This window comes from Bifidobacterium sp. ESL0825 (genome assembly GCF_052606465.1).
The window spans coordinates 2,107,305-2,121,142 of record NZ_CP199589.1; the positions used below are offsets into that span (position 1 = coordinate 2,107,305).

General features: G+C 65.3%; 7 protein-coding genes. All 7 read left to right on the forward strand.

What is annotated here, in order from left to right; translation table 11 throughout:
* Positions 1-109: 109 nt before the first annotated feature.
* Entirely contained in the window at positions 110-4,585 is a 4,476-nt protein-coding gene (locus ACUIAG_RS08840; protein ID WP_445339711.1) for a PD-(D/E)XK nuclease family protein, read from the forward strand.
* Complete coding sequence (locus ACUIAG_RS08845; RefSeq protein ID WP_445339712.1) at positions 4,543-8,622, forward strand: UvrD-helicase domain-containing protein; 4,080 nt, start codon at positions 4,543-4,545, stop codon at positions 8,620-8,622. The genes ACUIAG_RS08840 and ACUIAG_RS08845 overlap by 43 nt, the downstream gene beginning before the upstream one ends.
* Before the next feature lie 127 nt (positions 8,623-8,749).
* Positions 8,750-9,490, forward strand: coding sequence for a GNAT family N-acetyltransferase (locus tag ACUIAG_RS08850; RefSeq protein WP_445339713.1), 741 nt, complete (start codon positions 8,750-8,752; stop codon positions 9,488-9,490).
* The gene (locus ACUIAG_RS08855; RefSeq protein ID WP_445339714.1) at positions 9,477-10,787 is read left to right on the forward strand and encodes an MFS transporter; all 1,311 of its coding nucleotides are present in this window, start codon (positions 9,477-9,479) and stop codon (positions 10,785-10,787) included. The genes ACUIAG_RS08850 and ACUIAG_RS08855 overlap by 14 nt, the downstream gene beginning before the upstream one ends.
* A 26-nt stretch (positions 10,788-10,813) precedes the next feature.
* On the forward strand, positions 10,814-11,551 hold the full coding sequence (gene dapB, locus ACUIAG_RS08860) for a 4-hydroxy-tetrahydrodipicolinate reductase (RefSeq protein ID WP_445339715.1): 738 nt from the start codon (positions 10,814-10,816) through the stop codon (positions 11,549-11,551).
* 40 nt (positions 11,552-11,591) lie between these two features.
* The gene (gene dapA / locus ACUIAG_RS08865; protein WP_445339716.1) at positions 11,592-12,497 is read left to right on the forward strand and encodes a 4-hydroxy-tetrahydrodipicolinate synthase; all 906 of its coding nucleotides are present in this window, start codon (positions 11,592-11,594) and stop codon (positions 12,495-12,497) included.
* A 722-nt stretch (positions 12,498-13,219) separates the two neighbouring features.
* Positions 13,220-13,513, forward strand: a complete 294-nt coding sequence (locus ACUIAG_RS08870) for a WXG100 family type VII secretion target (RefSeq protein ID WP_313837415.1) — start codon at positions 13,220-13,222, stop codon at positions 13,511-13,513.
* The last annotated feature ends 325 nt before the right edge of the window (positions 13,514-13,838 follow it).

The window sequence follows — 13,838 nt, forward strand, 5'->3', positions numbered from 1 at the left end:
AACAGCACGCCGCTCCCGATCAGGCTTCCTTTGAGCCTCCTGCGGACGGTTCAGGACCAGTGGGTTCCGGGCCTGCAGATGGACCATGCCGACCCCTATTCTTGTAGCTATGAGCAAGCAGCCACCGGTGGATCCGCAAGAGGCCATGGAACCGGTCCGCGCCCTTATCGGCGATCGGCTCCGGAACGAGGAGGGTCGGCCCACCCGGGCCCTGGTGGTGGCTGGTCCCCCCCGCAGCGGCAAGACCAGGCTGGCCACCCGGGCCCTGCTGGCTGGCATGGAGCAGTTCGGCGACGGTGCCAGCATGGCCGTATCAGGTAGGACCGCGGCCGACCAGGTCAGCCGCCAGGTCATTCTTGAGCGGGGCAGGTCCGACCGCACCCGGCCTGTGGGCACCCTGCAGGCCCTGGCCTTCCGTCTGCTGACACGGTCCCGGCTGGCCCAGGGGGGCCACGATCCGCTCCTGCCCAGACTGCTCAACGGCGCTGAGGAGGATGCCCTGCTCAGGCAGGTCATGACCGTCCACCTGGAGCATGTGCAGGCCGGGGATGACTGTGCGGTCTGCCGACTCCTGGAACGCTACTTCCGCAACGGGGCAGGCTGGTCGGCCGTCCTGGTTGGCGACGGTCAAGGACGGGTCGTAGGGGTCGCCGACAGGTTCATCGCCCAGCTGCGGGACATGTTCGCCCGCATGACGGAATTAGGCCTGGACAGGGGTGACCGGGACCAGCTTCTGGATGCCTTGGCCGTACAGCCCATGGACCCTGACCGTCGCGACCGGCTGGGCTTGCAGTGGCGGCTGGCTTTCGCCCTGGAAGATGAATATCGCCAGAGCATTACCGAGAGCTACCCGGACGAATTCCGTCTGGATCCCTCCATGCTTATGGTCGAAGCCTCCCGCAGCCTAGGCGGGCTGGCTGATGACGACCTGCCTGACCTGCTGGTCGTGGACGACTGGCAGGACATCACCCTGGCCGGGATGGGCCTGTTGCAGGGCTTGAACCAGGCTGGCTGCCGACTCCTTCTGGTGGGCAATCCCGACCAGTCGGTCCAGTCCTTCCGCGGCTCCTATCCTGAGTTTCTGGCCACTCGCCTAAAGGCCCTGTCCAAGCCCATGCCCGGCGCCGCCGCCCCTCTTCTGGCCCAGGACTTCGCCTGTCTGGGCGCTGCCACCGTGACCCTGAAACCCCGGAGGATGGTGGTTCCTGAAGCGGCCGCAGAGCACGCCGAAAGCGTCCAGGGCTCCTACGCCGATCTGGTGGCTGCCAGGGTCAGCCTGGGCATCGCCGGGGTTGAGGAGAGCGACACCCCTCTGCCCGACAGACCCGGCAAGCTGCCCGCCTGGCCCGGAGCCGGCCCGGTGGCGCCCCTGGCCGCCGGCGACAGCCTTATCTGCGACGGCAGCGTGCAGACCAGGCTCTTCCACACCCCCGACCAGGAGGACGATGACCTGGTTTGGCAGATCAAGCATGAGTTTCTGGCCAACGATCGTGACTGGAACGACATGGCCGTCATCGCCCACGACAACATGACCCTGCGCAACCTGGGCCGCAAGCTGCGCGTTCAGGGCGTGCCGGTGCGCTTCTCCTCGGTGACCCGTCCGCTCAGCCAGGAGCCCGCCATCCAGGGGCTCTTCGCCCTGGTCGAGCTGGCCCAATCGGTGCTGGACCCTGGCACCGCCGGAAGCGCCCCGGACGATCCCGCCCAGGTGGCAGCCTGGATCCGTTCGCGCCTGCGCACCCTGATGGCTGGCCCGCTCTTCCGGGTTCCCGCCACCGCCGCTCGTCAAGAGCGTCCCGTCAGGATGGAACGCCTGGAGTCCATCATGGAGACCATGGCCGCATTGGCCCCCTTGTCCGGCCAGCAGGGGAGCGATCCGGACTCATCAGGCTCCTTGGACGACCTGCCCCTCCTGGGACAGGCCTGGCAGGCCTGGGCCAAGGATCTGGCCGAGCGGCGTGCCCAGCGGGACCGTTCATCCGGCATCAGCGTCGACGATTCCCTGTTGACCAGGCACGATTACGTCGAGCCAGGGGGCGGGTCCGGCCCCTTCTCCACTTCCTCGGCCCCCGACCAGCCGGTGGATCTGGGCGACCAGGATGTTCAACGGCCAGCTATTTTGTCTGTTCAGGCCCTGGAGACCCTGCTGGTTCTGGACCCGGATGACCGATCCTCAGGGATCATTCTGGAGGCCATGACCGCCATCGCAGGAGGTCGCCGTGAGGATCCTGACGTTCAGGTCCTGGACAAGGCCCTGCAGGTTCTGCGCCTGACGGCCACACGCATCAGCGCCCTGGAGGACCGTCAGCCCCAATACGTGCTCTGGGAGGCCTGGCGGAGCCTGGACCTGGCCGACGACTGGCAGCGGCGGGCCCTGATGGCCACCCAGGAGGGTGAGGAGGCCAATGACCGTCTGGACGCGCTCATGCGGCTCTTCCAATACGCGGCCGGCTCCCGTCGTTTCCCCACGGTCGAGGCCTTCATGGACCAGGTGCGCACCATGCAGATCGAGGCCGACTCACTGGCGCGGATCGGGCCCATCGAGCACGCCGTCACCCTGACCACACCCGCCGGCGCCGCCGCCCTGGCCACTGACTGGCCCTTGGTCTGGCTGCCCGCCGTCCAGGACGGGGTCTGGCCCAATCTGATTCCCCGCGACACCATGTTCGGAGCCGAGGAGCTGGCCGACCTGGTTCTGCACGACCGCATCGGCGACCCCCTGGCGGACACGCTCAGCCATGATCCTGCCCTGCGCTCCATCCTCTATGCCGAGAAGAAGGGCTTCCTGGAGGCGCTGACTCGGGCCCGGACCCAGGTGCGCATCAGCGCGGTCTGGAACGATGACCTGGTTCCTTCGGACTTCCTCTACGGCTATCTGCCTGAACGTTATCCGCGCACTGCAGATATGAGCCAGGCCGAGTTCAGCATGGTCGGCGCTGGTTCAGGCGGCAGTGAGCGCTACGGAGGGCTGGAGGTGTCTGCTAGGGGCCTGACGGCGGCCGCCCGGTCCATCCTGGCTGTCCAGGCGCTGCTTCCGGAGGGCCGGATTGACCGGTACCGCGTGGACGATGCCGTGCAGACCTTGCGGCTGCTGGCCGATCAGGGCCAGGATTCTGCCGATCCCCGGCATTGGCCTTTCCTCTATGACTATGGCCAGGATGGCGCTGCTGAGCCGGCCTCGGAGGAAGAAGTTCATACTGCACAGGCCGCCGCCTCAGGCGTCGCATCGGTTGCTGAAAGGGACCGTGCTTCTCGACCCGCACCTGTTGCCGCCGGGCAGGCTGAGCGACCGGATCGGACCCACGACCGTGACCATCGCCATGAACGCCGGTCCGACCGCCAGGTGGTTCTCCTTTCGCCCTCAGCGGTCGATGCCATCTGGAACTGTCCGCTGGAGTGGGCCCTGGGCGATCAGTTCTCCGGCCCTTCCCCATCCAGGGTGCCTACGGAGTTCGGCTCCCTGATTCACAAGGTGGCCAGCGAGGGCACGGCCCAGGGTCTGGATCGCCCTGGCCAGGGCGATCTGGATGCCCGCCAGCAGCAGGTGCGGGATGCGCTTCTGGACATCTACCAGGATCTGGCTCCCCAGGAACAGCGCCTGCGGGATCCTGACGAACTCTATGACCAGCGCGGTCGCAGCAGCAGGGTGGGGTCCATCCTGGACAACCTGGCCTCTTATTTCGTCCGCTCCTCGGATTCCGAATACGGCCTGGAGGGCAAGAGCCCGGTCCCGGTCGGCGACCTGCTGGGGGTCCAGAGCGAGCGTTCCTTCGACGTCAGCCTGTCCGTAGAGGACCTGGTCCCTCTTTGGAAAGCCACCTTCCCTGACAGGCCTCTGGATGCCGACGGGCTCTTCGCCCTGATGTCAGGCCTGGTCGACGGCTTCCCAGCAGCCCTGGATGCCAGGACGACGGTCAGGCTGACCGGCCGCATCGACCGCCTGGAGGTCAGGTCCCTGCCCGAGGGCATCCGTCTGCGGCTGGTGGACTACAAGACCGGCAGGGTCCCCTATACCCAGGGGCAGCTCTTCAACGACCTGCAGCTGGTCTGCTATCAGCTGGGACTGGCCTTCCCGCCCACGCCCGGCAGCAGCCCGGAGGTTGGGGCGGCCTGGAGCCTGTCGCAGGCCCCCGACCTGGAGAGGACCGAAAGTATGAGGCTGAGCCAGTCCTTGCTCCTGCAGCTGCAAGCCCCGCCCAAGGATGCGCAAACGGGCCTGCGCCGGGAGGAGATGGCCTATCAGCCGCCCCTGTTCGAGGGTGACAGGCTGGTCACTGTCGCTCAGCCCAGAACCGGCATGCCCTCCCCGCTCAAGTCCAAGGCCGAGCCTGCGGACCTGCCTGATCAGGTGCCGCCCGGGGTGGATGCGGACCTGTGGGCCATGGTCCGAGCCGCCAGGGTCTCCTCCCAGGCTGTATGGGGGCTGACCATGATAGCCAGGGTCTTCTTCGCTGCCGGGGTCAAACTGGCGGCTGGCCTGGATGATGCGGTCTTCGACCCGGCCCGTTGCCATCGGGCCGGCAATGGCCAGGAATGCCAGGCATGGCAACTGGTGGCGCCCAACCTACTGGAGGATCAGGAATGAAGCAGACTGCCGAACAGTCCGCCATCGTCGATGCGGATGTCAATGAGGATCTTCTGGTGGTGGCCGGCGCCGGCTCGGGCAAGACCATGACCATGACCAGCCGGATCATCGCCCTGATCCGCCGGGGAGTGCCCTCCGAGCAGATCCTGGGGCTGACCTTCACCCGCAAGGCCGCATCCGAACTCCAGTCCAGGGTGGGGGCTGCGGTCATCCGACGCGACCAGGGTAGAGGCGCCTCGACCGTGGATCCCGAACGCAACTTCCTCAAGCCGACCGTGTCCACCTATGATGCCTTCTTCCAGTCCATCGTGCGCCAGTATGGCCTGTTGGTGGGCATGGACCAGGACACGCGTCCCCTGAGTTCAGCAGGGGCCTACCAGCTGGCCTCCCAGGTGGTCGCCGACCATCTGGATCTGATCTTTCCCGCTGGTTCCTCGGCGCAGGAGGGCGACTCCGACGACCTGGGCTCTGCGACCTTCTCGACCACCGTCAACCGGGTCCTGGCCCTGACCGGGGCGGTGACCACCTCCATGATCAGCAGCGACTGTCCTGATTTCGATCAGGCGGTGGAGCGGATCCGCGCCTGGGACCGCGCCTTTGTGGATCGAGCGGACCAGCTCATCGGCGACCAGCCCGTGCCGGCCGCCGAGACCAAACCCAGCGGGACGCCGCCCAAGCGCAGCAAGAAGGAGACCGACGAGCACTATCAAGGCAAAATCAAGGCCTTCCAAGACAAGCGGCAGAGCATTCGCCTCTACCGGGTGGATGCCATGCGACGGGCGGTTCTGACACGCGAGAAGCTGCTGACCCTGGTCCAGGACTACCAGAGGGCCAAGCGGCAGGCCAACATGGCCGAGTTCGGCGATTTCACCCTGGCCGCCTTCCAGCTGGTCGAGCGCTTCCCCTCCATCAGCGCCCAGCTGCGGCGCCGCTACAGCCACGTTTTTCTGGACGAATACCAGGACACCTCCACCACCCAGGCCCTGCTGCTGGCGGCCATCTTCCATCCGCAGAATCGGCAGGAGGGCCGGGGGAGGGAGGAACAGGCTCCCGGCATGTCGGCCGTGACCGCCGTGGGCGACCCCTTCCAGTCCATCTATGCCTGGCGCGGGGCCAGTCCCGGGGCCTTCCGCACCTTCCAGGCCCAGTTCGGCATGCTGGCCGATCGGCCCGCCTCCGGCGGCGGCCCTCTGTCTGGCGTGACCGCCTTTGGGCGCTCGCAGGACCAGGACCCGCTGACCCTGTCGCGCACCTTCCGCAACTCCAGCTGGGTGCTCAAGGCCGCCAACCAGCTGACCGTCCCCCTGCGCCATCGGGGCCAGGAGAGCCGGTCCGAAGCTGAACTGCGCGAGGTGGACGTGGCCAGGCTCCGCCCACGTGAGGACGCCGACCCGGGTACCGTGGGCCTCTTGGGCTACAGCACCGGCGGTCAGGAGATTGATGGCGTGGTCAGGTTCGCCCTCAGGGCGCGCGAACTCTATGGCAACCGAGGCGACGCACCGCACGTGGCTGTTCTCTTCCGTTCCAAGGCCGCCCTGCCCAGGTACCGCCAGGCCCTGGAGGCTGCAGGGCTGAGCTGCCAGGTCGTCGGGTACTCCTCCCTCTTCGACCGGCCCGAGGTCATGGACCTTAGAGCCCTGCTCTCCCTGATCTGCGACCACACCGACAGCGATTCCCTGATGCGTCTGCTTGCCTCGGCCCGGTTCGGCATGGACGCGGCCGACCTGAGCGCTCTGGCCTCCCTGGCCGCCAAGGTCAATGAGGACAGCCAGTACCGGGCCCTGGTTAGGGCCGGCCTGGTCGAGTCCGACCCTGATCCGCGCCGCCGTCGCGAGGATCTGCACCGTTACCGTGACCAGGTTCCCAACGACGTTTTCCTGGTGGATTTGCTCCTGCGCGACGACCTGCCAGACCTCTTGAAGAGTTCCGGGCTCTCTGCCAGAGGGCGGGCCCTGGCCACCGAGGCCGCCCGGGTCATCTGCCAGGTCCAGGCCGAGTCCTCAGCCCCCCTGCGTCAGGTGGTCATCGCCGCTGTCCGTGCTCTGGATCTGGACGTGGACCTGGTGCTGGCCCGCTCCCTGGCCAATCCTGAACATCCTCTGGAGCCCAGCCAGGCCAAGATGGGCATCCAGGCTCTGCTGGACCAGGTTGATGTCTACCTGTCCGAGCTGCCCCAGGGCCTGGGGCCCAGCCTGCGCGGGTTCGTCTCCTGGCTGTCCTCCCTGGACCAGAGCCCCGAAATGCCCGCTGATGGGGACGACCGGCAGGCCGACGTGACCCTGATGACCGTCCACCAGGCCAAGGGACTGGAGTGGGATGCTGTGGCGGTGGTCGGGCTCAAGCGTGGAGCCTTCCCCAGCAGCCAGGGCGACCGGCTCACGGTCAAGCCCGCCTCGGATCAGCCGGTGGTCCAATCCCCGGATGGCCCGGTCTACCAGTACAACTGCACGGCCCGTACCTGGCTGGTCGATCCCGAGTCCGTGCCGGTGCCGGTGCGGGCTGATGCCATGATTCTGCCCCGCTTTCCTCACGACGCCCCCCTGGGAGCTGACCCTGAAGACCTGCTGGGTCGGCTGGACCTTGCGGGCCTGGAGGAGGAGGCCATGGGCCTGTCTCGGGAGAGCGGGCTGGATGACCAGGCCCGCCCGGTCCATGCCGATGCCATGGCCCCCTCCCAGCGCGAGCAGTACGGCCGTCGGTTGCTGGACGACGAGCGGCGGCTGATCTATGTGGCGGCGACCAGGGCCCGGCATGACCTGCTGCTGACCTTCAGCCAGGATTCCCAGGCGGAGTCTGCGGCCCTGAACACGCCAGCTCCAGACCCGGATAAGGCCTCCAACTTCTGGACCGAGCTGGCGGAGCTTTTCCAGGAAGAGCCCGATGCGGTCAAGCTGGAGCAGGCAGAGGATGCTCAGGAGGGCCAGCCAACGCCGCCCTTGGGGCTCTTTGTCGGTGAGCACGCCCAGTCCTATCGCCAGGCCATCGTCGACCGTGCCCTGGAAGAGGTGGACCAGGTCGCTGCCCGCGACGGCCAGCGTGACCAGGCGCTCTGGCCTCCGATGCTGAATGCGCGTACACGCCAAGCCCTGGATCGCTCGGCCGCCTGGGTGCGCGCCGGGCAACCCGGCGACCCCGCAGTTGATGAGGAGGGCGATGACGGGCTCTACGCCAATGCGGTCCGCGTCCTGCAGGTCAGCACGGGTCGTCTGGGTGTCGCCGATGACCAGCTGCTCACGGACCTGGATCTGCTGCGGCGCACCGGTCGACGGATCCTGGGGCATGGGGCTCGCAGCGTCACTGCCATCCAGGCCGGTTCGGCAGGGGGCGATCCCAGGATGGAGAGGGATTACTGGCAGGGGCTGGTCAGACCCATACCTCAGGTGGCTTCCCCGCAGGCTGAGGCGGGCACCCGCTTCCACGACTGGGCCAGGCGCTTCATCCTGCCCGAAATTTCCGACCCTCAAGGACTGGTGGACCTGCCCGATCAGGCGGAAGCGCCGAATCTGCTCAATGGTCCGCTGGGTCCTGGGGCCATGACCGAGCGGGCCCGTATGCTGGCCGAGCTTGACCAGGAGCAGGGGTCTCTGGATCCCCAGGCCGATCCCGTGCAGGCCCGTCTGCTGACCTGGGAGCAGCGGCTGGCTGAGTCCGACTGGGCCAAGCGCACCCCTGTCTGGGTGGAACGGCCCATCGTGGCGGTGTTGGCTGGCTCTATCGTCAAGGGCAAGCTGGATGCGGTCTTTGCCGGCGGACTGGATCCTGAACGCACGGATCGGCGCTACACCATCGTGGACTGGAAGACCGGAGCCCGGCCGCGCGGAGAGGAGTCGACCAACCGCCGTCTGGTCCAGCTGGACTTCTACAGGCTGCTCCTGTCACGCTTGGAGGGTATCGGCCTGTCGACCATCGATGCCTGCCTTTACTATGTAAGCGAAGACCGGCCCCAGGATCGACTCATCAGGGCCCGTGCCAGGACCGAAGAAGAAATTCTCGCTTCCCTGGCCGAGGGCATACCCGAGCAGTCGGACGAGGACTGAGTCTGCGGCAGACCCCGCCGGATAAGGCGATGGGTGCCGCGCATCAGCAATCATGAACAGCAGGCGATCGGCAGACGGCCAAGTGCCGTCGTTGGGCCGGGCACGCCCGAATGGAGCAATGAGACAGATGACTACGTCCAGTAATCGCGACCAGGCCTCCCGCAGGAGGGGGAGCGTGGAGATCAGACCCATGGTCTGGGCGGATATGCCCGACCTGGTGGGGACTTTCGACGCTACTTGGAAGGTGCAGGAGGATCCCGAGGGGACTGTGTCCCGGCTGAGCGCCGCCCACTTCATCCTGCACTATCTGGTGGGTGCCACCAGGGCCCGGATAGCCGTCGGTGGACAGGACTTTCTGGGGGTGACCCTGCTGGCTGAGGGGCGTGGCGAACTGTGCTTCCCCCAGGCCCAAGAGGAGCTGGAGCGAGTGGACCAACAGCTGTCTGCCACAACCTTGGGCGCCCAGACCCTGGACCGGGCCCGCCAGTGGCAGCTGACCGAGGTCAGGCTGGAGGAGCAGTGCGGCCTGGCGGTCCCGCCCCAGGCTGAGCTGAGGCTCTTCCTGGTCTCCAGCCGTGCCCGGGGACGAGGCGTGGGCGGCGCCCTGTGGCGTGACACCCTGGAGCATCTGGACCAGGCGGGCATTGAGCGCTTCTACCTGCACACGGACTCCTCCTGCGACGTGGGCTTCTACGACCATCAGGGCATGGAGCGGCTGGCCGAGCTCAAGGGCCGGGACCATGCGGCCTTCGCCGGTCGCGACCCCTCCGACGATCCGCAGTTCTTCGAGGGTATTGACGACATCTTCATCTACGGCGCCCGCGTGAGCGACCAGCTGGGCAAGGACGGTGATCATGGCGGCCGCTAAATCCCCCTTCCTGCGCCTGTTCACCTACCCGGGCGCCGCCGGTTTCTGCCTGTCGGCCGTCCTGGCCCGCCTGCCCCTGGGCATGATGGGTCTGGGCATCGTACTGGCCTTGAACAACATCTATGACAACTGGACCTCGGCCGGGCTGATGAGCGCCGTCTACACGCTCTGCGCGGCCCTGGTCACCCCCTTCTACGCCCGTCTGTTCGACCGGTTCGGCCAGCGTCGGGTTGGAGTGACCGCCCTGATCGTGCAGGCTCTGGCCATACTGGGATTTGCGGTGGGGGCCATGCGCCGGGTTCCCTTGGGAGTGCTCTTCGTGCTGGCGGCTCTGATGGGCCTGACCCAGTTCGCCTTCGGAGCCCTGGTGCGCACCCGCTGGGCCTGGGTGCTGCGCGACGACAAGACCAATCTGCTCAACACCGCCTATGCCCTGGAGTCAGGCTTGGACGAGTGCGTCTTCATCCTGGGACCCATCCTCTCCGCCTACCTGGCCACCTCGGTCAGCCCGGTTTCCCAGCTCTACCTGCCCGCTCTGGCCCTGCTGGTCGGCGGACTGACCTTCTTCGCCATGCGCTCCACCGAGCCGCCGGCCGTCGTTCGCATGGAGACCGTCGATCAGTCTGCGGCGGATCATTCCCCGGTTGATGCTCACGGGGACGTGCTGCCGAGTGACACTGACGGCCAACAGGGATCGCGCTCGGCTCTGGTCTACCCGGGCATCCTCCTGTTGGTCGTGATCTTCGTCGTTTTCAATATGAGCTTTTCGGCGGTGGACGTCTCGGTGACCGCCCTGACCAAGTCCATGGGTCGCGAGGGTGCTGTGGGCCTGCAGCTGGCCCTGTTCGCCCTGGGTTCCCTGTGCGGGGCGCTGATCTTCGGCTCGGTCAAGCTCAAAGGATCCCGCTGGCGCTATCTGACGACCTTCCTGGTGCTGCTGACCCTGGGCTACGTGGTCTTCCGCCTGGTCATGGACAACCTGGTCCTACTGGGTCTGGCCGAGGTGCTGACCGGCCTGTGCGTCTCGCCCATCTTCGCCACCGGCAACCTGATCGTGCGCGAGAACGTGGATGCCCGGGCCCTGACCGAGGGGCTCTCCTGGCTGTCCACAGGCGGATCCATCGGCACCTCCCTGGGATCAACTCTGGCCGGAGTCGCCCTGGATCAGTTCGGGCCTCACGGCGGCATGACCATTCCGGCGGTGGTAACCTGCTGCGCTGTCCCCTTGGCGCTGCTGGGCTGGGCCAGGAGCCGCAGGAGGGGTATGGTCGTGGAAAAGACCGAAAATGCACAGTGAATGAACAGTGAAGAAGGAGGCAGCCGATGATCCGCGTATCGGTGTTGGGCGCAGGCGGACGCATGGGAACCGAGGTGGTGCGTGCTCTGAAGGGCGCGCAGGATATGCAGACGGCCCTGCTGCTGGGGCCGGATGACGATCCGTCGTCCATCAATCCGAGCAATACGGATGTGGCGGTCGACTTCACCAGCCCCGATGCCGTCCTGGGCAACACCCTGACCCTGATAGGGCAGGGGGTCCACGCCGTCATCGGCACCACCGGCTGGACCAAGGAGCGCCTGGACCAGGTCAGGCAGGCCCTGGACGGGCATGCCGGGCTCAGCGTCTTCATCGCCCCCAACTTCGCCATCTCCGCAGTGCTTGCCGACCGGTTCGCAGCCATGGCGGCCCGCTACTTCGAGTCGGCCGAGGTGGTCGAGATGCACCATCCTGACAAGGTCGACGCGCCTTCCGGCACGGCTCTGGGAACCGCTGCCGCCATCGCCGAAGCCCGTCGCCAGGCTGGCATGGGTCCCATGCCCGACGCGACCCAGCAGGCTGATGCTTCCAGGGGCCGGGTGGTTGACGGTGTCCATGTCCACGCCGTCCGGCTGCGGGGCCTGAACGCGCACGAGGAGATCCTCATGGGCAACCCCGGCGAGCAGCTGACCATCCGCGCAGACAGCTTCGAGCGTGTCTCCTTCATGCCCGGAGTCCTCCTGGCCGTGCGCCGTGCCGGGAGCATTCCCGGACTGACCGTGGGCCTGGATCACTATCTGTTCTGATATCCGCAAGAGCGTCCCCTTCTGCAAGTAGCGTGAAGACATGACTGAGACCGGTGCCCATCTGCTTCCTCCTGCCCCATTTGGCCGGGTGATCCCCGCCATGATCACGCCTATGAATAAAGACGGATCCGTTGATTACGAGGCTGCCGCCAATCTGGCCCGGACCCTGGTGGCTGATGGGGCCGACGGCATCCTGGTCAACGGCACAACAGGTGAGTCTCCCGTCACCCACATGGAGGAGAAGGTCAACCTGGTCAGGGTCGTCAAGGATGCCGTCGAAGTGCCTGTCATCTCCGGAGCGGGATCCAACGACACCGCGCACACGGTACGGATGGTGGAGATGACCCAGGAGGCCGGGGCCGATGCCCTGCTGGTGGTCATGCCCTACTATTCGCGGCCCTCCCAGGATGGGGTGGTGGCCCACTTCCGTTCGGTCTGCCAGTCGGCTCAGCGACCGATTATTCTCTACGATGTGCCTGGACGGACCGGACTGCACGTCGAGCTGGACACCTACCGGCGGCTGGCCGAGCTGGACGGGGTAACAGCCGTCAAGGATGCCACGGGCGATCTGGCATCCATGCCCCGCAAGCGCCAGGAGACCGGCCTGACCTGGTATTCAGGTGACGATGGCCTCTATCTGCCCTTCCTGGCCATGGGCGCGGTCGGCATCATTTCTGTGATCGCCCATGTAGCCTCCGGGCCTATGAAGCGCCTGGCCGATGAATTCGATGCCGGTGACCTGGATGGCGCAAGGAATTTGGCTGCACGTCTGGATCCGCTGGTCCAGGCTCTGAATGGCCAGGGTCAGCAGGCCGTCATGGCCAAGGCTGCTCTGAAGGCGGCCGGAAGACTGGATCAGACCGCCATGAGGCTGCCCAATCTGGGTCCTGATGAGGATCAGGTGGCTCTTGCCCGAAAGTGCATGAAGGCTGCCGGACTGATCTGAATTACTCCTGAGAGCAATGGCGCTATTGCCCCTTCTCCAGCTATGTACACTGGGTGCAGCGGGTGGGGGCAAACCGTCGCTGGTTGTTGGCTTAATCCTCCCGCTGGTTTGTGGCCCTGGTCTCCCTGACATCCAGGGTCCGCCACTGGATTCTGATCATCTACGCTGATTTCCGCGGATTCCAGACGTGCCCGGCTTGGCTGTCATTGAGGATGAACTGTCGGTGGCAGGGCGGATGGGTTGGAGGGTGACCATACAGAGATCCTGCCTCGATTTGTCTCCCGGGCTCTCTCCTGTTGACATCGCGGTGGATGATGCCCTTGGTGTATGCACTGTAGAGGGCGCTCGCCATCCTCACCCCACCCCCAGATCGAGGGCCTGCTTCTCCCTCAAGAAGAGTTCATGGGCATCATGGCGTAGGTGCTTGCCTTGGCGCCACCGGGCGTGAAGAGGCCTCCTGCTCGTACAGGTACACGGACGATGTGGCCCCTCTGCGTAAAATGCGGACATGGCGATAGCCCGCAGATATGGTATTGATATTGGTGGGGCTCCGGAAGGTGGTCGTGTCATAAAAAACAATAACCTATTCGCAATTTTGTGGATTATACAGCCTCCTTGATTAGGTGAAATGCCCGGTCCGTGTTAAACTTTTCTTGTTGGTTGAGGAAGCTGATTGTTTTTGGAGGTATGTATCAGCTGATTCGTGCATAGGAGGGAATGCTATGGCAAATGTATCGGTTACTTATGGTGATTTGGACGGCGCTGTCAACGATTTGAAGAGTGGGCACGATACTCTCGTCTCCGAATTGAACGCCCTGAAGAGCAAGATTGATGCCCTCGTCGCAAGCGGATTCGTCACGGACCGTGCCTCCGGCGCTTTCCAGCAGTCTTATGAGGAATTCACCAAAGGAGCCACCCAGACCGTCGATGGTCTGGACGGCATGGAGGACTTCCTGAACAAGACCAAGCAGTCACTGACTGATCTGGATAGCCAGCTAGCCAGTTCTTTGCAATAGGTCTTCTGTCTGCGAGGGGAATACGCGCCTTTGATGCCTACGGGTGTGATGACAGGTGGGGCATAGTTGTTGCTCAAGACGTGTATAGGTACACTTTGGCTATCTTGTCTTTAAGACACGCGATCGAAGTTTATGGAGTTGTCTAGGCTTATTGCGGCTCTTTCTGGCCAGTCATGATCAGAAGGAACCGCAACTGTCTCTCTCCAATGGCTCGTTGCTGTGCTACGAGAATCAGCCTGTCGGATGTGTATTTGTCATCGTTATAAGCGAGCCTGGATTGCAAGACTGAGGTGCTCGCGTGCACGCGTCCTCCGCAGGAATCAGA

What these genes read in the sequence shown, in the direction of transcription:
- ACUIAG_RS08840 (WP_445339711.1), top strand. Translation starts at nt 110, where the DNA reads ATGAGCAAGCAGCCACCGGTGGATCCGCAAGAGGCCATGGAACCGGTC.
- ACUIAG_RS08845 (WP_445339712.1), top strand. Translation starts at nt 4,543, where the DNA reads ATGGCAACTGGTGGCGCCCAACCTACTGGAGGATCAGGAATGAAGCAG.
- ACUIAG_RS08850 (WP_445339713.1), top strand. Translation starts at nt 8,750, where the DNA reads ATGACTACGTCCAGTAATCGCGACCAGGCCTCCCGCAGGAGGGGGAGC.
- ACUIAG_RS08855 (WP_445339714.1), top strand. Translation starts at nt 9,477, where the DNA reads ATGGCGGCCGCTAAATCCCCCTTCCTGCGCCTGTTCACCTACCCGGGC.
- dapB (WP_445339715.1), top strand. Translation starts at nt 10,814, where the DNA reads ATGATCCGCGTATCGGTGTTGGGCGCAGGCGGACGCATGGGAACCGAG.
- dapA (WP_445339716.1), top strand. Translation starts at nt 11,592, where the DNA reads ATGACTGAGACCGGTGCCCATCTGCTTCCTCCTGCCCCATTTGGCCGG.
- ACUIAG_RS08870 (WP_313837415.1), top strand. Translation starts at nt 13,220, where the DNA reads ATGGCAAATGTATCGGTTACTTATGGTGATTTGGACGGCGCTGTCAAC.